The 18,800-nt window shown below is 64.1% G+C and carries 22 protein-coding genes; 15 read left to right on the top strand and 7 right to left on the bottom strand.

Annotated elements, in window-relative coordinates; translation table 11 throughout:
* Positions 1–118 precede the first annotated feature (118 nt).
* Complete coding sequence (locus tag D6T64_RS13605; protein WP_119975226.1) at positions 119–2,023, top strand: ABC transporter ATP-binding protein; 1,905 nt, start codon at positions 119–121, stop codon at positions 2,021–2,023.
* Between the two features lie 210 nt (positions 2,024–2,233).
* Here D6T64_RS13605 and D6T64_RS13600 read toward each other — a convergent pair whose 3' ends face one another.
* Positions 2,234–3,250, bottom strand: a complete 1,017-nt coding sequence (locus D6T64_RS13600; protein WP_119975225.1) for a TerC/Alx family metal homeostasis membrane protein — start codon at positions 3,248–3,250, stop codon at positions 2,234–2,236.
* Between the two features lie 309 nt (positions 3,251–3,559).
* On the opposite strand from D6T64_RS13600, the gene D6T64_RS13595 reads away from it, so the two are divergent.
* The 3 genes from D6T64_RS13595 (at position 3,560) to D6T64_RS13585 (ending at position 5,621) form a co-directional block, all read left to right on the top strand.
* Positions 3,560–4,354, top strand: a complete 795-nt coding sequence (locus tag D6T64_RS13595; protein WP_199719164.1) for an NAD(P)-dependent oxidoreductase — start codon at positions 3,560–3,562, stop codon at positions 4,352–4,354.
* A gap of 539 nt (positions 4,355–4,893) precedes the next feature.
* Positions 4,894–5,145 carry a DUF6958 family protein gene (locus D6T64_RS13590; RefSeq protein WP_119975224.1) on the top strand — a complete coding sequence of 84 codons (252 nt, stop codon included), beginning with the start codon at positions 4,894–4,896 and terminating at the stop codon, positions 5,143–5,145.
* A 215-nt stretch (positions 5,146–5,360) separates the two neighbouring features.
* Positions 5,361–5,621: an aminotransferase class IV gene (locus D6T64_RS13585; protein ID WP_119975223.1), complete on the top strand. Its 261-nt coding sequence runs from the start codon at positions 5,361–5,363 to the stop codon at positions 5,619–5,621.
* Here D6T64_RS13585 and D6T64_RS13580 read toward each other — a convergent pair.
* Complete coding sequence (locus D6T64_RS13580; protein ID WP_199719163.1) at positions 5,614–6,207, bottom strand: RBBP9/YdeN family alpha/beta hydrolase; 594 nt, start codon at positions 6,205–6,207, stop codon at positions 5,614–5,616. The two genes, D6T64_RS13585 and D6T64_RS13580, sit on opposite strands and share 8 nt — an antisense overlap.
* A 57-nt stretch (positions 6,208–6,264) precedes the next feature.
* Between D6T64_RS13580 and D6T64_RS13575 the strand changes: the two genes are divergently transcribed.
* On the top strand, positions 6,265–6,603 hold the full coding sequence (locus tag D6T64_RS13575) for a MerR family DNA-binding transcriptional regulator (RefSeq protein ID WP_119975222.1): 339 nt from the start codon (positions 6,265–6,267) through the stop codon (positions 6,601–6,603).
* 430 nt (positions 6,604–7,033) lie between these two features.
* Here D6T64_RS13575 and D6T64_RS23235 read toward each other — a convergent pair whose 3' ends face one another.
* A complete protein-coding gene (locus tag D6T64_RS23235) occupies positions 7,034–7,729 on the bottom strand; it encodes a ribbon-helix-helix domain-containing protein (RefSeq protein WP_233551170.1) in 696 nt (231 codons plus the stop codon).
* Between the two features lie 105 nt (positions 7,730–7,834).
* Between D6T64_RS23235 and D6T64_RS22290 the strand changes: the two genes are divergently transcribed.
* The 3 genes from D6T64_RS22290 to D6T64_RS22285 all read left to right on the top strand — a co-directional run bounded on the left by D6T64_RS22290 (position 7,835) and on the right by D6T64_RS22285 (position 9,315).
* Entirely contained in the window at positions 7,835–8,305 is a 471-nt protein-coding gene (locus D6T64_RS22290; RefSeq protein WP_147364567.1) for a hypothetical protein, read from the top strand.
* Positions 8,306–8,307: 2 nt separating this feature from the next.
* The gene (locus D6T64_RS13550) at positions 8,308–8,604 is read left to right on the top strand and encodes a transcriptional regulator (RefSeq protein WP_233551169.1); all 297 of its coding nucleotides are present in this window, start codon (positions 8,308–8,310) and stop codon (positions 8,602–8,604) included.
* A 303-nt stretch (positions 8,605–8,907) separates the two neighbouring features.
* Positions 8,908–9,315, top strand: coding sequence for a hypothetical protein (locus tag D6T64_RS22285; RefSeq protein WP_147364566.1), 408 nt, complete (start codon positions 8,908–8,910; stop codon positions 9,313–9,315).
* Between the two features lie 155 nt (positions 9,316–9,470).
* Here D6T64_RS22285 and D6T64_RS13545 read toward each other — a convergent pair whose 3' ends face one another.
* Positions 9,471–10,388, bottom strand: a complete 918-nt coding sequence (locus D6T64_RS13545) for a LysR family transcriptional regulator (protein WP_119975218.1) — start codon at positions 10,386–10,388, stop codon at positions 9,471–9,473.
* A gap of 115 nt (positions 10,389–10,503) precedes the next feature.
* On the opposite strand from D6T64_RS13545, the gene alsS reads away from it, so the two are divergent.
* Together alsS and budA are read left to right on the top strand one after the other, a co-directional pair.
* Complete coding sequence (gene alsS / locus D6T64_RS13540) at positions 10,504–12,270, top strand: acetolactate synthase AlsS (protein ID WP_119975217.1); 1,767 nt, start codon at positions 10,504–10,506, stop codon at positions 12,268–12,270.
* Positions 12,267–13,013 carry an acetolactate decarboxylase gene (budA, locus tag D6T64_RS13535; protein WP_119975216.1) on the top strand — a complete coding sequence of 249 codons (747 nt, stop codon included), beginning with the start codon at positions 12,267–12,269 and terminating at the stop codon, positions 13,011–13,013. Before alsS ends, budA begins: the two co-directional genes overlap by 4 nt.
* 520 nt (positions 13,014–13,533) lie before the next feature.
* Here the strand turns inward: budA and D6T64_RS23455 are convergent.
* From D6T64_RS23455 to D6T64_RS22280, 3 genes are all read right to left on the bottom strand, one after another.
* The gene (locus D6T64_RS23455; RefSeq protein ID WP_267900489.1) at positions 13,534–13,662 is read right to left on the bottom strand and encodes a hypothetical protein; all 129 of its coding nucleotides are present in this window, start codon (positions 13,660–13,662) and stop codon (positions 13,534–13,536) included.
* Positions 13,663–13,745: 83 nt separating this feature from the next.
* Positions 13,746–14,198 carry a hypothetical protein gene (locus tag D6T64_RS13530; protein WP_233551168.1) on the bottom strand — a complete coding sequence of 151 codons (453 nt, stop codon included), beginning with the start codon at positions 14,196–14,198 and terminating at the stop codon, positions 13,746–13,748.
* A gap of 81 nt (positions 14,199–14,279) precedes the next feature.
* Complete coding sequence (locus tag D6T64_RS22280) at positions 14,280–14,699, bottom strand: hypothetical protein (protein WP_147364565.1); 420 nt, start codon at positions 14,697–14,699, stop codon at positions 14,280–14,282.
* Positions 14,700–15,132: 433 nt separating this feature from the next.
* Here D6T64_RS22280 and D6T64_RS13520 point away from each other — a divergent pair, with 433 nt between their 5' ends.
* The 5 genes from D6T64_RS13520 (at position 15,133) to D6T64_RS13495 (ending at position 18,425) form a co-directional block, all read left to right on the top strand.
* Complete coding sequence (locus tag D6T64_RS13520) at positions 15,133–15,741, top strand: hypothetical protein (RefSeq protein ID WP_119975213.1); 609 nt, start codon at positions 15,133–15,135, stop codon at positions 15,739–15,741.
* Complete coding sequence (locus D6T64_RS13515; protein ID WP_119975303.1) at positions 15,738–16,256, top strand: RNA polymerase sigma factor; 519 nt, start codon at positions 15,738–15,740, stop codon at positions 16,254–16,256. The genes D6T64_RS13520 and D6T64_RS13515 overlap by 4 nt, the downstream gene beginning before the upstream one ends.
* A gap of 541 nt (positions 16,257–16,797) precedes the next feature.
* Entirely contained in the window at positions 16,798–16,983 is a 186-nt protein-coding gene (locus D6T64_RS23665; RefSeq protein WP_119975212.1) for a sigma factor-like helix-turn-helix DNA-binding protein, read from the top strand.
* A gap of 151 nt (positions 16,984–17,134) precedes the next feature.
* Positions 17,135–17,473: a PadR family transcriptional regulator gene (locus tag D6T64_RS13500; RefSeq protein ID WP_119975211.1), complete on the top strand. Its 339-nt coding sequence runs from the start codon at positions 17,135–17,137 to the stop codon at positions 17,471–17,473.
* Between the two features lies 1 nt (position 17,474).
* Positions 17,475–18,425, top strand: a complete 951-nt coding sequence (locus D6T64_RS13495) for a permease prefix domain 1-containing protein (RefSeq protein ID WP_119975210.1) — start codon at positions 17,475–17,477, stop codon at positions 18,423–18,425.
* Positions 18,426–18,800: the final 375 nt, after the last annotated feature.

The following is an 18,800-nucleotide window of genomic DNA, read 5'->3' as shown; positions in this document are numbered from 1 at the left end:
ACGGGCGTGTCTCCTGCGGCTGCAACCAGGTCATGATGGCTCGGAAAATGACTCTGCCACGCGGATGAAAACCCAGGTCGCCATCTAAACTGGTCGTTTGCCCACGGAAGGAACCACAATGAGCATGGAAGGCGCGGCCTGGAGCTCGCTCCACAAGATTTCTCGCGCCCGGGAGGGCAAGCACGGCTTCTCCCGTGAGTCCGTGCGACGGATCATGAGGTTTGCGGTGCCCTACCGGTCCAAGCTGCTGATCTTCATCGCCCTCTCAGTCGTTGGAGCTTTCCTCGCGGTCGCGACACCGGTACTCGCCGGCCAAGTGGTCGACGTCATCGTCGCCCAGGGCGGGGTCACCACCATCGTGTGGATCGCCGTTGTCATCGCCCTCGTAGCCGTGGCCGACGCCGCAGTGTCCCTGGTGACGCGCTGGTACTCGGCGCGGATCGGCGAAGGCGTGATCCTCGACCTCCGCACCGCCGTCTTCAACCACGTGCAGAAGATGCCGATCGCGTTCTTCACCCGCACACGCACGGGCGCCCTCGTGAGCCGCCTTAACAACGATGTGATCGGAGCTCAGCAGGCCTTCAGCGGCACGCTTTCCGGCGTGGTCACGAACCTCGTGGCGCTGATCCTCACCCTGATCGTCATGCTCAGCACCTCATGGCTCGTGACGGTCCTCGCCGTGATCATGCTCCCCATCTTCCTGGTCCCCGCGCGCCGCATGGGCAGCCGCCTCGCCGCGCTGCGCCGCGAGGCCGCCGACCACAACTCCGCCATGAGCACACAGATGACCGAGCGCTTCTCGGCGCCCGGCGCCACCCTCGTCAAGCTGTTCGGCCGGCCCGACGAGGAGGCCGAGGAGTTCCGCGTGCGCGCCGCCCGTGTCCGCGACATCGGGGTCCGGGCCGCGATGCTGCAGTTCGTCTTCTTCACCGCACTGATGCTCGTCTCCGCCCTCGCCCTCGCGCTCGTGTATGGGCTCGGCGGCTTCCTCGCACTTGCCGGCCAGCTGAATACTGGTGACGTGGTCACCCTGGCGCTGCTCCTCACCCGCCTCTACGCGCCGCTGACCGGCCTCGCAAACGCACGGGTAGAGATCATGAGCGCGGTGGTCAGCTTCGAGCGCGTCTTCGAAGTGCTGGACCTCGACCCGCTCATCAAGGAGAAGCCCGACGCCGTCGCCGTCCCCCTAGGCCAGGTGGCCGTCGAATTCGACAACGTCCGCTTCGCCTACCCGTCCGCAGACAAAGTGTCCCTCGCCTCTCTCGAGGAGGTTGCCACGCTGGACACCCGCGGCGGCGAGGAGGTGCTGCACGGCGTGTCCTTCAGGATCGAGCCGGGGCAGACTGTTGCCCTCGTTGGCACGTCCGGCGCCGGAAAGTCCACGATTGCGCAGCTCCTCTCGCGCCTCTATGACGTCGACAGCGGCGCCGTGCGCCTCGCGGGCACGGATGTCCGCGATGTCACCTTCGCCTCCATGCGGCACACCCTGGGCATGGTCACACAGGACGGCCACCTGTTCCACGAGACCATCCTCTCCAATCTGCGCCTTGCGAGGCCGGAGGCGTCCGACGACGAGGTGTGGGACGCCGTCCGCCGTGCGCGGCTCGAGCCTCTCATCAGGTCCCTGCCGGACCAGCTGGACACCATGGTGGGAGAGCGTGGCTACCGACTGTCCGGGGGTGAGCGCCAGCGGATGACCATCGCGAGGCTCCTGCTCGCCCAGCCGCGCGTCGTCATCCTCGACGAGGCGACGGCGGCGCTGGACTCGACGTCAGAGGCCGCCGTGCAGGCGGCGCTCAGCGAGGCGCTCGCGGGCCGGACCGCGATGGTGATCGCACACCGCCTCTCCACCATCCGCAGCGCAGACCTGATCCTCGTGGTTGAGGACGGCTCGATCGTGGAGCGTGGTACGCACGAGGAACTGCTGGCGGTCGGTGGGCGGTACGAGGAATTGCACCGGACCCAGTTCGCCATGCACAAGAACCCTGCGGTCGAGGAAGCGCTCAGCCCGCTCAGTCGTTGAGGAGGACAGATGCCTGTTTTCCAGGATCCCGTCGCCGCTGCGGACACAGCCAACGAAGCGATCCGCGCGTCGGCGTGCTCCACGGCATCCGCTATGTCGTGCCTTGGAGCACCCCGAACACAATCCGGCGTCCTAGCCGTCGGCGCCAGTCACAGGTTCAGGAATGCGAGCTGGATCGCTGACAGGGCCTCCGAAGCACCTGCTGAGTGCTCAACGGTCGCTCACCTCGGCGGCGGGCTCAGTGACGACATCAGCGACGGGGACTCGCTGGCCTTTGGTCTTAAGGAGGCTGGCGGCGGTGGCCACCGCAACCGTGGTCCCGATGAATACGAGCGAGAACCAGATCGGGATGTCGAAGGCCCACGGCACGGGCTGGCCACCGTTGATGAACGGCAGTTCGTTCACCTTAAGCGCGTGCAACACGAGCTTCACTCCGATGAAGGCCAGGATCACTGCGAGTCCCTGGGCCAAGTAGATCAGGCGCTGCAACAGGCCGCCGATGAGAAAGTACAGTTGGCGCAGACCCATCAGCGCGAAGGCATTCGCGGTGAAGACGATGTACGCCTCGTCGGTGAGGCCGAAGATCGCTGGGATCGAGTCGACCGCGAAGATCAGGTCGACAAAGGCTATCGCGACAAGCACGAGCAGCATGGGGGTCACGAAGCGGCGGCCGTCTTTCATGACCGTGAGTTTGTCTCCGTGATACTCGTCGGTCACGGAAAGGTGACGCCTGACAAACCCCATGAGACGGCCATTGGCCGGGTTCGACTCGCCATGCGTAAAGGCCTGGCGGTAAGCCAGCAACAGGAGCAGTGCGCCGAAAAGGTAGAAGATCCACGAGAAGTTCGCGATCAGGGTCGCGCCGACCGCGATGAATATTCCGCGCATGACAAGTGCGAGCGCGATGCCGATCAGCAAGACCTTCTGCTGATAGGCACGCGGGACGGCGAAGGCCGTCATGACGAGCAAGAACACGAAAAGGTTGTCGATCGAGAGAGCCTTTTCGGTCAGATAGCCGGCGAAGTACTCGCCGCCGAAGGTCCACCCGGAGACGATGCCGATGCCGACACCGAAAAGCAATGCCAGGCCGATGTAGAAGGCCGACCACCGGGCGGACTCACGGATCGACGGCTCGTGCGGCACTCGCACATGGGCGAAGAATTCGAATACGAAGAAAGCTATCGTGACGACGATAGTGATGGTCCAGACGAGCAGGGACACGTCCACTAGGGGATCCAATCTTGACGTTGATTATGCGCCAAGGTCTTTTCCATTCCCGCGAACGAGAACCGGCGGCCCGGGATGCGCCCTGCATCCGTAATGACGAGCCAACCGTGTCGGAATACTCCCCTTGCTCATTTGAGGGTACGGGTATCACCTGCCCAGAGTCTGGGGATTCGCCGAAGGTGTCACCTCAAAGCTCGGTGACCATCTCGACGCCCTGGGGCTCTCCAGCGCATTGTCGAAAGCGGATGCTCTGGTCACGGCGGGCGTCCGAGCTCGAAATCTGAAAGATTTAGCCGCTAAATTATTTCCATGACCGTGATCAGCATCTTTGGGGCGACAGGCAGAACTGGCAGCCGCGTTCTCATCCGCGCGCTCGATGCGGGCTTGGAGGTACGCGCGCTCGTCCGGGACCCTGGCAAGCTGACGACATCGTCGCCGCGACTCACGGTTATCCGGGGAGACGTCCTTGACGACGCAGCTGTAGATCGAATGGTGCGGGGCTCGGATGCTGTGCTCAGCCTCTTCGGGCAGGTGAAGGGCTCGCCTCACACGTTGCAGACCAAAGGAACGGCGCTGATTGTGGCGGCGATGGAGCGCCACGGTGTGACTCGCGTCGTAACCCTTTCAGGTGGAGGGCTCCCGGCGCCTTCCGACCGTCCCGGTGTGCCCGACACGGTCATCCGCTTCTTACTCAAGACACTCGCCGGTCATGTGTTGGCCGATGCCAAGGGTCACCTAGCCGTACTTGAGTCCTCCGGACTGGACTGGACAGTCGTTCGCGGCCCGCGCCTCACCGACAAGCCGGGAAGGGGCTCGTACCGGGTCGGATGGGTCGGGGTGAACGCCAGCACGCAGATCAGCCGTGACGACCTGGCCGACTTCATCCTCACGCAGATCGATGACCGCACCTACACTCCTTCATGCAGAACTTGTCGACAACGTACGCCGGACCGATCCGTGAGCGTGGCGAGATTTTTGTCCCCGCCGGCCGGCCCCGGACCGCGTTCATCGACGCCCGCGATGTCGGCCGGGCCGCTGCGGCGACCCTCACCCATCCCGGGCACATCGAAAAGGCGTACACGCTGTCAGGTCCACAGAGCTTGAGCTACCACGAAGTGGCCGAGACCGGCGGCGCCATCACGTTTCCGAACTTTGCGGTGGGGTCGCTGTTTTGGCAGATTTTCGCCGATTCCGGCTTCTTCGACGTGGACCTGCCGCTCGCGCAGTGGACCCAGGCGGACCTCGGTCAGTTCCCTCGTCCTCGGCTCGATTCCACGAACCGCCGATCTTGTCGTCATCGACCAGACACCGATCAAAGGCTCACGACGGTCGAATCCGGTGGTCGACCTCGGCCCCGGCGCCGGCCACGACGGCGGCCGCGTCGTCTACGAGGGACCTCCCGCCGACATGCCGACCGACGGGGAACCCCTCACCGGACGCCACCTTCACTGATCCCGCTGACTCTGATGCCAAGAGAAACACCGAGGACCGTGCGATGAGCCCAGACCCGCACTCCGCACCGGTGCCGACCAGTGCCTGGTTGGCCGACGACCTCGCCCGAGAGCGTGGTCGAGTCGAGATATTCAACTCGACCCGTCCCGGCGGTCTGGATGGCTGGACCATGGACCTCGAACAATACGAGCTTGTGCGAGCTTGTGCGAGCGCACATTCTCGCGGTCCTCGCGCTCCCAGACCGCTCGGACGGTACCGTCTTACTCAAGGACCTTGTTGCCTCCACTCAGAACGAGCTGGGTGCCCACGCCGCTTTTCCCCACGGCAGGCTGCGCAATTATTGCACCTACGTGAAGGTTGACCTCGAGGCACGGGGAATCATCGAACGGATCCCGGGCAGCAGCCCGCAACGCATCCGCTTGGTGAACACACCGTCTGCCTAGAGCCCGGCAGCGTTCGCTTCAGCGCGACATCTAACCGAGCGCAACGACCAGCCTGACCGCAGCGGACGTCCGAACCGCCGCCCACAAGGCAGGGGGGCGGATGCCGGCACGACTCCGGTCAGGGCCGAAACCTCACCGATGCGCAAAATCCCGCGCGATGTGACGCTTGCCCCGAGGGAACGATTTGGAACCTCGCCTTCTGGGACGGAACCACCGTGATCTGGCCCGAAGCGGACATCCTCCAGGGCGTGACGATGCAGATCCTGCAGCGCCAACTCAGTATCCTCGGCGCCGCCCAGACAACCCGCCCCATCCGGCACGAGAGATCACTCGGCAAGCTCGCCGGCGTCGTGATGAATTCCTGGACCCCAGGAATCGCAGTCACCCGGATCGGGGAACGCCAGTTGGCATCAGACGACGACTTCACCCGCCTGCTTCACGCTGCGTACGAGCAGGAACGTCTGGAACTTATCTGAGCTGAAGCCGAAGGACGTCCAACACGAGTGGCAGGGCGGTAACGCCGCCGTCGGCGAGGAAATGCCCTGCGCCCGGCTGAATGGCAACTTCTGCGTCGAGCCGGTGCGCCAGCTGCTCCGATGCTGACGGCGGGACGAACGCGTCGTTGTCCGAGCGGATAACCACGCGCACACCGATGTTCGGCACGAGAAGTTCCGCGTGGACATCCGCTGTGAGAAATGCATCAAGCAGGGGCAGCGCTGCGAGGGGGCCGGTGAACCCCGATACCAGCACGAGCCCGCCCAGACGCCACTCGCCGGCAATGGCGGCAAGCACGCGCAGCGCGGTGATGCCACCGAGCGAGTGCGTAACGACCCAGGTGCTCGCATCCGGCGTTCCGAGCGCGGATCGCACCGCGCTCTCCCACGCGCTCGTCTGCGGATCGTTCGGAGTCGGCAGGTCAACCACGATCGCCTCGATCCCAGAGTCGGCAAGCGAATCACGCAGCCACGGGAACCAGTGCGAGACTGCGGTAGCGCCGTACCCCGGCACGATGACGATGCGGCGGATGGAATGCGCATCTTCGAGAGTTGTTGAAGTCTTCATAGACGTCACCGTAAGGCGTGACACTGACGTGAGGGTCAAGCGGAAAGGTGTGACGCCATGAGAATCGGCGAACTGTCCCATCAGAGTGGCGTTAGCCGACGGGCGTTGCGCTACTACGAGGAACAAGGCCTCCTCGTGCCGCAGCGGGGATGCAACGGATACCGCGAGTACGCCGAGGATGCCGCTCTGATCGTCTCGCAGATCAAGGGTCTCTACCTCTCCGGGCTCAACTCCGAGGCCATTCGGCGCTACCTCCCGTGCGCGCGCGGCCAAACGCCTCAGCTTGAGATGTGTGCTGAACTTCGCGCCGACCTCCTCGAGCGCGCGGCTGCCCTTGACGACGACGCCCGGACCGCAGCCCGACAGCGAGATATTCTCTTGGGGCATTTGTCGTAGCCGCTACTGGAACAAGGACTTCAGCGCATCGATTTGCCGGTTCACGCCGTCGATGGGTACATCCTCAAGCGTGAGACCGTTCAAGCGGATTGTCGTGCAGTTTGCGGATCAGGCCACCGAAGAGGAGCCGGGCCGCCGCTGTCATGGGTTTGCGCGCTGTCTGGTCTGCCACACCTGACCTGAAGCTCAGCGGGGTGACGGCCGTGCGGACGCTGTCCCGCCTCAACCGGATGGCGAAGGGCAAGGACACGACCTTCGTGCTCGACTCAGGCACGAATTTTGAGTCGATGGTCGCCGAGGCCCTGAACAGCGATACCACGCTTGCCAAGATCATCGAGCTGATCGGGCGCGCGCTGTGCCGCGATGGGCGCGAGGCCGCTGAAGTACGACAGCGGGAATGTCGGGCAGCAAGAAGTCGGGACCGTCGGAATCATCGTCGATCTCGTGCCCGAGGATCATGTGCGCCAGTGCTTGCAGCACGAACTGCTGCCGATGGACGGAACCACTGCGGGCGTGCACGATCAGGTCCTCGGCATCCGTCGTGAGCAACACGGCGCACAATCCGTCGTGATCGCTTGAGATCTATCAGCCCGACGACGTCGAAGTAGGCAGCGAGGCCCTCGAACAGCGGAGCGTCTTGCACGTATCGATGGCCGTTCACGATGTACGTCCAGCGTGACCGTGAGAGGTTCGTGCCGCGTTGCTTCAGAAACTCGGCGATCTGGGTATACGTCGGTTCGCTACCCGACTCGGCCACCGCGACGTCGAAGAGCAGCCGCAGTCGCTTCGCGAGATCCTCCGCGGCTGTCCTTTTCTCATCCTCGGTCATGGCAGACCCTCTTTGGGCTTCTGGGGTGAAGACAACCGGGTACTTTCCCTTGTGGGCGGAACGCTCCGCAGCGAGCCGATTGCGCACGTGGGCTGCGTTGACGGCACGCGAGGAATCAGCGGCAAGCGCGTCGCACGCCTCGCCGACTCCGGTGCGCAGCCGCTCTTCGACCGCCCGGTCCCGGGCGAACAGAACTCGCAGACCATCACGAATGGCTTCGCTCTCGCTGGCGTACTCCCCCGATTGCACTCGTGCCCGCAAGGCGTCGGCCATCTCGTTGGGAAAGGTGATGCTCAACTGTCGTGTGGTCCGCATGATCGGCCTCCGAGCCTTGATAGGACTGAATCCTATGCAGCCTTCCCGTCGTTGTCTTTCCAAGATGGCAAGTGTAAGGTTGCCGATATGGAAAACAGCAAGGGGACCGCACCGATCAACCGAGATGACGCCCAGACCCAGCTCGACTCGTTGGCCGGTGATCGCGCGTGGTCGGGAGCGCGAGCGGCTGCTCCCTGGTGGTTGATCGTGCTGCACGGGGTGAGCGTCGCGGGGTGGACGCTGTCCTTCGGTCTCGGCAATTGGCAGGCGATGGGCTTCGTCGTGAGCGCCCTGGCGTTCGTGGGCCTCGGCCTGATCCGCCCGTGGATAACACGCAATCACGCAGAACCCTGGGCGACATCCCGACGGGCGGGCGTTCCTGGAATTATTCAGATCCTCATCGCGGCCGTCATCATCGCGGTCGGGGTGATTGCCTACGACCGGTTGGGTGTCGAATGGGCGCTGTGGCCTGCGGCGATTCTGGCCGGAAGCACGACGGTGTTCTTCGGGATGCGGATGGAGCGAGCCCTCTCGCGCGACGTTGCGGAGGGGAACTGACGGTGTCCGGCGCCGTTTCTCGCTTCGACGAAACCATCCACGGGGTCGTTCGGCTCCGCATCTGCGGAATGCTCGCCCGGCTGGGCGCCACCGACTTCTCGGTCATCCGTGACGCACTCGAGGTGAGTGACCCGACCCTCAGCAAGCACCTGAAGCAGCTGGAGCAGGTCGGATACGTCCGCCTGCATAAAGGCCTCACCCTCGGTGGGCGCACGAAGACCTGGGCAGAGATGACGGATGCCGGCCAGGTCGCCTTCGAGGGGCACGTCGCCTTTTTGCGCGAGGTCACGAGCGACTGATCGACGGTGAGATCGATCATGACAATCGCAAAAGCTGCACAGATGCGGCAGATCCAAAGAGCTACCTCGTGAAGTGTGACCCGACGCCCAGCGTGCTGGGTCTCAGTCAAGAACGCGCCATTCGCGTACGAACTCATCGACGGTCTTGGTTTCGAGGTCGCGACGCACGGTGTCCAAGAGGACGTGGGGGTCGCCGACGTCAGTGGCAGTGCGGAGAACCTCGGCCCCGCAAATGACGGTCGGCAGGCGTCCCGTGTCAGCGGCTTGTAGCCATCAGAGCGGGCCGCGCCCTATTGTTGGCGAGTGAGCGAAGATTCGCGGGTCCTCGATCCGGTTACGCAGGTTGAACTACCGGTGCCTGCATACGGCACTCCGGAACGAGCAATTCGCCGGGCCGCTCTAAAAAGAGACGGACTTCTGCGGGCGATTCGGTTCTATCCCGATTACACGCATCCATGGCCGTTATGGGACGAAAGCGGTGACGTTTCCGCGGAGGATCTCGGGCTCAGCGATGCACTTCGGGAAGACCTACTTCGCTGGGGCGACGAGTGGGATACGACGTACCGGCATGACACCGGCTGGCCGAGTGTCGCTGCGCGGGATGTGTGGATGAACGAAGGGGATGACCTTGCCGAACGTGTCCAGCGTGAGGTCTGGGACATCGCCGAGGTGAGAGCCGAACACCGGGGATTCCAGGAATTTCGACCGTGACGCGAAAGCCACTCACCGTGGTTTCCCCGCGAGGGGAACCTCCAGCGCGACGGATCCGCGGCCACACCACCGCGGGACCGAGCGAGCCGATGACGTGTCACTTCGGAACCCAGGTGACTCCACTCAGCTTGACATTCCGCGTGCTTCGGGAGCAGTCAGGGCGCGCGCAGGGCGGGATGGGAGGGGCCGTCGGGCTGCTCGCTGGAGAGCGCCAGGTTGACGAACGCTTGCACCGCGGCCGACGCGCGCCGCTTGCGGGACGCGGCGAGGTAGACGGTGAAGTCGGGCACGGTGCCCACGGGGATGCGGCGCACGTTGAGGGCGGCCTGGGCGGCGAATTCGGGCAATAGGGCCACGCCCAGGCCGTTGGTGACATACTCCGCGGCGGTACCGATGTCGGAGACCTCGATCATCACCCGGCGCTCCACCCCTGCGGCGGCGAACGCGTCGTCCACGATCTGCCGGCTCGCATAGCCAGGCGGCAGGTCGATGAACTCCTCGTCGCCCAGCGCGGCAAGGTCCACGCCCGCGGCGGCGGCCAGCGGATGCCCGGCGGGCACCACCAGCACCATCGGGGAGGAGGCGATCGGCATCACCGACAACATCGCCGGGACGGGCCCGCTCAGCGCCAGGAAGGCGAGGTCGAGTTCGCCGCTGGCCAGCTCGTCCACGAGGTCGGCCGACCCGCGCCGGGCCGCGCGCAACCGCACGCTCACCCCGGGGTGCCCGGTGCGGAAGAGACCGAGCAGCCGGGGCGAGTTCACGAGCGTCACCGACGTCATCAGACCGATCACGATGGACCCGGTGATGGCGTGGGTGGACTGCTGGGCCACATCGCGCACCTCGTTCACCGCGTCGAGGGCCTCTCGCACCTTGGGCAGCAGCAGCTCGCCGGTGGAGGTCAATCGGATCTGCCGGCGGCTGCGGTCGAAGAGTTCCACGCCGAGCTCACTCTCGAGTGAGCGCACCCCTGCCGAGACCGCGGACTGGGCAATCGTGAGCCGTTCGGCAGCCCGGGTGAAGTTGAGCTCGCCGGCGACGGCGCTGAAGAATTCAAGCTGGCGAAGGTCCATCCGCTAATTATCTCATTGACAGATCGTTGCTATCCACAATCGACGTTGTTTCTTATCGGTCAAGGAGGGACGATTAGTGCAGACGCCGGCTCGACCGGCACTCGGGAGGCATCACATGGCACAGACGACACCAGCACTGGACACCAACGCTCAGCAGGCATCCGGCAGCGTCGCTGCCCCGGCGGGCACGCCCGCCGCCTTCGGTCTCGGTGACCTCGGTTCGCCCCGCCGGGCGGCCGACCGCGTCGTCGAATGCCTGGAGGCCTACGGCGTGAAGTGGATCTTCGGCGTCCCCGGTGCCAAGATCGACCCGGTCTACGACGCCCTCCTCGACGGCGGTCCCCAGATGATCGTGGTGCGCCACGAACAGAACGCCGCCTTCATGGCCGCCGCCGTCGGTCGCCTGACCGGAGAACCGGGCGTCGTGCTTGTCACCAGCGGTCCCGGCACGTCAAACCTCGCCACCGGGCTGCTCACCGCCACCACCGAGGGCGACCCGCTGGTGGCCATCTGCGGCGCGGTCTCCCGCGGCGACCGGCTCAAGCGCACCCACCAGGCGATGGATGCCGTGGGCATGCTCTCGGCCGTCACCAAGTCGGCAGGCGAGGTAGGCATGGCCGACAACGTGCCGGAGGCCATCGCCAACGCCTTCCGCCAGGCCGCCGAGGAGCCCAAGGGCGCCGCCGCGGTTGTCCTGCCCTACGACGTGCTCACCGACTCCACCGCGGTGTCGATGAAGACGGTGCACTGGGCGCCGCGGTTGGGCGCCGCCCCGGCCGAGAGCATCACCCGTGCCGCCGAGCTGCTCAAGCAGGCGCGACTCCCGGTGATCCTCGCCGGTGCCCGCTCCGGGTCCGACCGCGCCGTCACTGCCTTGCACCGCCTGCTCGGCGCCGCGCAGCTGCCCGTGGTCGAAACCTTCCAGGCCGCCGGTGTGCTCTCCCATGAACTCGAGGAGCACTACCTCGGCCGGGTGGGCCTGTTCCGCAACCAGCCCGGCGACGTGCTGCTGCACAAGGCTGACCTGATCCTGGCCATCGGCTACGACTTCGTGGAGTACGAACCGTCCAAGTGGAACAAAGACCACCTGCGCCGCATCATCCACCTCGACGAGCTATCGGCGGACCTCGATGACTACTACCGGCCCACGGTGGAGCTGCGTGGCGACGTGGCGGAGACCATAGATGCGCTCGCCCGACAGATCGACGGCCTCACCCTGTCGGAGTCGGCGTCCGCCGTCGTGGCCACCGAACGTGCCCGCCTGGCCGAGGCCGACAACCCGCTGCCAGACCACGACGAGCTGGAGGGTGTGCACCCGGCCGAGCTGACCCTCATGATGCGGGCTCTGCTGCCCGACGACACCACCGTGCTCTGCGATGTGGGCTCGCACTACATTTACATGGCCCGGCACTTCCGCACCTATCACCCGCGTACCCTGCTATTTTCCAACGGCCAGCAGACCCTGGGTGTTGCCCTGCCCTGGGCGATCGCCGCGTCCCTGGTGCGCCCCGGCACCCCGGTGGTCTCGGTGTCCGGCGACGGCGGCTTCCTCTACTCCGCGATGGAGTTGGAGACCGCGGTGCGGCTGGGTTCCACCTTCACCCACATCATCTTCAACGACGGCACCTACGACATGGTCGGTTTCCAGCAGCAGGGCAAGTACGGCCGCACATCCGGCGTGCAGCTCGGCGACTACGACGCCGTGCAATACGCCGAATCGTTCGGCGCCCACGGCTACCGGGTCACCCACCTCGGCGATTTCGCCGGCGTGCTGGCACAGGCCATGAACGAAGACGGACCGAGCGTCATCGACGTGCGCGTCGACTACCGCAACAACAGGGATGAGCTCATGGCTGATCTGGAAAGCGACGTACTGCAATGAGCGACACAACCGCAGCCGAGTTCACCGGATCCCGGCACGAGATCTTCCAGACCAGCCTGATGAGCGCCCTGCTCGACGGCGTTTATGAGGGCGAGATGACGGTGCGCGACCTGCTCCAGCACGGCAGCTTCGGCATCGGCACCTTCAACGGGCTTGACGGCGAGATGCTCATCCTCAATGGCACCTGTTACCAATTGCGTGCCGACGGCGGCGTGAACAAGGCCGACCTGGGCGCGCACACGCCGTATGCCGTGGTGACCAACTTCGTGCCGCATATCGAGAGCGAGCTGCCCGCCAACGTGCTCCGCACCGAGGCGAGCGACTTCATCGACCACATGACGGCATCCGAGAACTACATGTACGCGCTGCGCATCGACGGGGATTTTGAGTGGATCCGCATGCGCACTGTCGTCAAGCAGCAGAAGCCATACCGCCCCATGGTGGAGGCGACTGACGAAGACGCCATCGTCGAGCTGCGCAACGTCACCGGTTCCATCGTCGGCTTCCGCACCCCGCTCTACGAGCAGGGTATCGGCGTGCCAGGCTGCCACGCGCACTTCATTACCGACGACCGCACGGGCGGCGGCCACGTGTTGGACTTTAAGCTGCGATCCGGCAGTGCGGCCCTCTGCCTCGGCACCGATCTGCGCCTGCAGCTGCCGCTGACGGATGCGTTCCGCGAAGCCAACCTGTCGCCGGAAGACCTCGCCCGCCAGCTGGCCAAGACGGAGCAGCACGCCTGACCGCTGCCGGCGCGAGCCCGGAGGCTGAGCCCGAGCCACGGATGCGCGTCAGAGGCCGGTCCCAGCGATCGCGTCGGGGTGGCGCACCTCCTCTGTGAAGGCCCGCAGGGAGGGGATATTTTGTATATAAACAATGGATGCATCAAGTCTTGCCCTTTCGGTGCAGACAAGAAACCCTGATCAGATCAAAAAATAAAATAGGGCGACCGGGACTCGAACCCGGGACCGACGGTTTGTGGCTGCACAAAATTCGGCCCAGTAACCACTCCGGTGACGCCTCGATTTTTCTGGGGATATTTCGCTCTGATCACGATTTACTTTCTGCTGTGCTCTTTTGTTTCAGCGTGGCATCTCGGTCCGACTCACGCAGTTTCGACGCAATAAACGGTGAATAAAGGTGCGCGGTTCAAGTCCGTCGTCGTGGACGATGAGCCGAGCGCTCGTCACGTTCGTGTCATGAGCCTAGGCCGACGGACTGATCGGCGAAAGAGTAACTCGACGACGTAGCAGACGAGCGTTTTCAGCCCCAGCTCAGACCACGGAGGCGCATGGCCGCCAGAACAGCTGGATGCTCAGGTCGAAGTTCCTCCACGACGATGTTGCTCAGCTGGGCACTGCCGGCGTCATCCGTCTGATCGTGCCAGCCCATCGGGCTGTCTCCTCACTGGTGTTTCCGACCTGATGCGCTGGATGTGGCTCTGTCGGGAGTGGCGGCGATGCAACGAATTGCCGCTACGCGGGGTCGACAAGGGCGCCGTCATCCTCGTCGCTCCAGGACTCAACAAGCGTGATTCGCCCGCGCGAATCGCGAATCGAAAGCACGAGCGCAATGATCGCGGTCGCGATTCCGACAACGCCCAGGGGATTTGCGATACCAATAGCGATGCCCAACCCAGGCTCTGTGTTTCCGCTGATGATCGTCTGCAAACCGCGAGGTGTTGAATCGGGAAGCGTAAGTCCCAGCAAGATTCCGCTCACGACTGATGCAAGGAGAAAAACGTATGTTAGCGCGCGAGTTTCGAACCCTCGACGAGCCGTGCGTCCTACCGCGACCCCCGTGAACACCAGCAGGGCGGCGAAAATCACACCCAGCGTTGACGCGTAGATAATGGTGAGGTCGCCACCGATCCCAAAGAGGTGGCGGCCGAAAGAAATCCACGTGGCCACCGCGATACCAGCGACCACGACCACACCACCTGTGCGCCCTGAGCGCGCGGCACCAGGCGTCGCGCGAACTCGAATTACGCTGTACGTCATCACGCGCTCTCAATCACTGTGCTCGCCACAATCGTAGCCATGGAAGTGCGTTCGCGAGCGTCCTTCTAGAGCTGAACAAGCCCCGCGAACCGCGAAATGGATGCCGGTTCTGCGCACTATTGCCCCAGGCACGGGGAACGCGGTGAGCAGCAAGCTGGCCATGTGGCCACCGACGATACGGACATCGTCAATCTGCTGAGTGATCTCCGTGACGTCGGCAAGAGCGCGGAATGCCGCGTCGTCGGCGTTCGATGTCGCCACCGTCGCGATTCGTCGACGAATCATGAAACCCAGCCTGACAGAACCGTCTGCCGGATCTTGTTGACCGCGTGAAGACTTGGTGGACGTCTCGTGCTCAAGTGGACATGACGTTGGTGAAGGATCGTTCCAGTAGAGGAGAAACCCATGAGCCACGACGTCGAAGAGCACACGATTGAGCCCGACCCGCAGGTCGCGGCGTGGCTGCAACAGGCAGCCCCCCGCGTCCCGGCGGATGACGACCCGTTAGCCGAGCACGTGGACGCGATGGCCGTCGCTACGACGCGGAAGCCGCAGAACGCCTCACGGCGCAGACAAGGAATCGTCGCCGCGCTCGGGTGGGGAACCTCCTGCGGACTTTTGGACGTCGCGTCACCGGTGTTGGAAATTACGCGTGGACGAGCGACGTGGCGTAGTTTCTGTACTGATGCGTTGCATCGGGCGGTTCCTCGGTCGGGAGCGGCAGCGGTGGCGGTGGCGGTGGCATTCTCGCCCTGCGCGAGGAGTTTGTTATGCCCAGTCCGGGGATCCTCGTGCCGAGTGATCGTTTCGAGTGCATCCGGACATGTCTGTAGTAACGCACCCTTCAGACTTGGAGCCACACATGAACGCAACAGACCCACTCGACGTGATGCTCGGCCATTCATCACCAGAGACGGTGACGATCACGGCCGAGGTCCAGCGCGACCTCGCGGTGATGAACCGGGCAGCGGCACGTGAAGTCGCAACTAAAGCTCCGTCTCGCTGGACCACGAGTCTGGTCGTCGGATTCGGTCTCGCCCTCGCTTTGACGGGTACGGCCGGCGCTGCCACCGCTACCGGCGTCTTCGCGTGGCTGCCCTGGGCTGAGAATCCTGACATGGTCTACGCGTTCGTGCTTCCCAGCGGCCGAGCCTGTGAGGGACGCATCGCCCTCCAGCACGAGGCCGCTGCCGGAAACTGGGACGCGTTCGTTGAATCGATGGGCGCTCTGGAGGTTGACCCCGCCGATATCGAACAGGTCGCAATGGAGCTCCGCAACGACTCTCTGGTCGTGGTCACCGATGACGGCACTATCGAAGACCGACCTCCCGGATCCGTACCCCAGACGGATGACGGCACCTACGCCGCCGCCAACCTGGTCGCTGTGAAAATGGCCATGACACGATTGTCAGCGACAACCGGTGTGGTCGTCTCCGACCTGCAAGTCCAGTGCGCCACCGTCGCACCGTGAACGCCCGCCAAAAAGCCAAACAGCTGACGAATGTCCTCGACCAATGCGCTGGAGACGTGCTGCGGTACTTGCAACGCCGAGTCGGGCCCGACGACGCCGCCGATCTCCTCGGCGACACCATGATGGTCGCCTGGCGACGGGTGAACCTCCTTCCCGACGACGCGGAAGGTGCCCGGATGTGGATCTTCGGTCTCGCCCGGGGAACCCTCCTCAACCATTCCCGTGGTGAACGACGTCGCCTCGCCCTGACCGAAAAAATTCGAACCCACGTCATGTCGGCCCCGACCGCGCCGGCAGCCGACGAGGGCAGCGACGTGCGGGACGCTCTCTCACAACTCAGCCCCGAACTTCGCGAAATCGTTCAGCTCGTCCATTGGGAAGGCTTCACCCTCGCTCAAGCCGCCCAGATAGTCGGGATTCCCGCACCGACGGCGCGCGGACGGTACTCACGTGCCAAGGACGAACTGCGGGTCGCACTCGGGGTGATCGCATGCACCTCCACCAGCACGTCCTAGCAGCGCACGGCAAGCGGAATAACCCGAGGGGCTGACGTTGCGTCGCGCGGCGGTCGCATAGATCACGCCCTCTGGATAGATCACGCCCTCTGGCTCGATTTCGTATTCCATATGCTCGAATACGGCGATGATCGGGAAAGCATTCAACTTCTGGGCGTCGTTGCGTTGACATCGTCGTAGCAACCGAGTTCGGCACGCGGAGGCCGGCGCGGTGCGCACGAAGTTCTGATGCGAGCGAGGGCACCAGATGACGAGAGGATGGGGGGGGAATGAATACCGAAGCATCGGCGCTGTCCGCGTTCGCGGGTCGTGGAGCGGTGACTTTGCTGGAGACCGACAGCACGAATCAAGCGATGTTGCTCGAGTGGATAGACGGCCCAGCACTGTGCACGATGACTGACAAAGGCGCCGCGATGGCGATTGCCGGACGGCTCAGTCACGAGTTGACTTTTGCGACTCCGCCGACCGGTGCACCCAGCCTCGCCACGCAGGCATCGGGTTGGTCGGCGCAACTGCGCGCACAGCATGAGATCGCACAGCAATCTCCCCCCTGGATCAAGAGATCATCCGGCTGGTGCACTGGGACGGCCTCAGCCTCAAGGAAGTCAGCCAACACCTCTCACCGCCCAGCGGAACCATCCGCAGCCGCTACCACCGCGCGCGCCGCCGGCTTCGCGAGGAACTGGATGATGCCGCACACAAGCCTTCGAACCAGCCCCTGCCGTAGGTTCTTCCCCGCAAGCGCCAAAACGCGAACGGTCGCGTCTGAGCCCTCGTAAGAGAAACTCACACCGGGAACCCTAACGGGGACGGTGCACCAGCAAATCGCTGGCGAGCATGATCGACAATAGTGTGTGTCACACACTACCGTTAGTGGCATGACCGATCGCGTATCCCTCGACACCCATCTGCAGGAGGTGCGCCGGGGAACCGTGGTGCTTGGCTGTTTGCAGATCCTTCAGACCCCGGGCTACGGCTACAAGCTCCTCGAAGAGCTCGCTCAGCGCGGTTTCACCACGGATGCCAACACGCTCTATCCGCTGTTACGTCGGCTCGAAAAGCAGGGCTACCTGACTAGCGAATGGAACACCGATGAGGCCAGGCCACGGAAGTTCTATCGCACGTCCGACGCCGGCACCTCTCTCGCTACGACCCTCACTGCCGAATGGCGATCGCTCTCCACCGCGATCGCGTCCCTCACTGCATCGGAGAACTGAAATGACCACCACACTCACCCATCGCTACATCGCCGCGTCGACGAAGAACCTCGGCGCAGCGTCGGAGAGTGACGTTCGGGCCGAGCTCGAAGGCTCCATCGCTGACGCAATCGACGCGCGCGTCGAACAAGGCATAGAACGAACGGATGCCGAACGTGCAGTGTTGACCGAGCTCGGCGACCCCGCAATCCTCGCCGCCGGCTACGCCGACCGGCCACTGCACCTCATCGGCCCACGGCACTACCTCACCTGGCTGCGGCTACTCGGGATCCTTCTCGCAACAGTTCCGCCGATCACCTTCATCGGTGCCGCCCTGGTGGAATCCCTCTCGAACGATTCCATCGGTGAGATCATCGCCGCTGGTATCACCGCGGGCCTCTCCGCCGCGATGCATGTCGCATTCTGGGTGACCGTCGTCTTCGCCGTCCTGGAGCGCCTCGGTGCCGCCACCAGAGGTCACTGGAATGTGGATCGCCTGCCAGATTATCCACGTAGCAATGTCGACCGCGCCAGCTCCATTGCCTCGCTCTCCGGCCTTACTCTCTTGGCGGTAGCAGTGTGCTGGGATAGCTTCATCGGCTTTGCGCGGCTGGACGCCGAACCAATCGCGATCCTCAACCCCGATCTGTGGCCCTGGGCGATAAGTGGCCTGTTCACCTTGATAGCGGCACGAGCAGTTTTGTCAGTCAGGATCTTGACCGTCGGCCCGTGGACCACCCGTATGGCGATCGTAAACACCACCTTGGCTATCTTGTTCATAAGTCTCATCGCCACGCTCCTTGGACGGGGTGAGCTGATCAATCCAGAACTGGTCCTCGCCGCCATTGATGCGGGCGCCAGCAGGGACATTGTGCGAGTTCTTGCTCTGGTCGCCGGACTCGCGACCGTCGGCTTCGCAAGCTGGAGCATCGCCATCGGTTGGCGTGGGACAGTCAACTCGACTAACCGCTAACCAGCCGCCCGCCCGCCGGATCACCTGTTCCGGAGTGAACAGCAGAAATCGGTTATAGGTGTCTGCGAAGCACCACGATCGAGTAGCGGAACCACGACGGTGGACGAGGTGGCAAGTGCGGGTCGTAGGAGGAACCCTCAGCGGGAATTTGGCGCAGTCAGTGAGCTGATAGCCCAGCGGTCCCCACCTAGCATTGCGCCGATACCACCGAAACAGTGTGGCTAGGACCTTCGCTTCCTGTGCGGTCTCTTCTCCGTCGTGATCGGTCCCTCTTCGGAGGAGGTGGCCGCGCGAACGCCAGCGCTTACCGATGCACGATCTGGTCGTGGTGACGGATGCAACCTGGGTTGACAAAATCAGGTTTAGCAACGTAGG

Origin of the sequence: Cryobacterium melibiosiphilum (assembly GCF_003602235.1) — a bacterium.
GTDB lineage: Bacteria > Actinomycetota > Actinomycetes > Actinomycetales > Microbacteriaceae > Cryobacterium > Cryobacterium melibiosiphilum.
The sequence above is the reverse complement of the archived record's forward strand: the minus strand, read 5'-3'. Positions and strand labels throughout refer to the sequence as shown.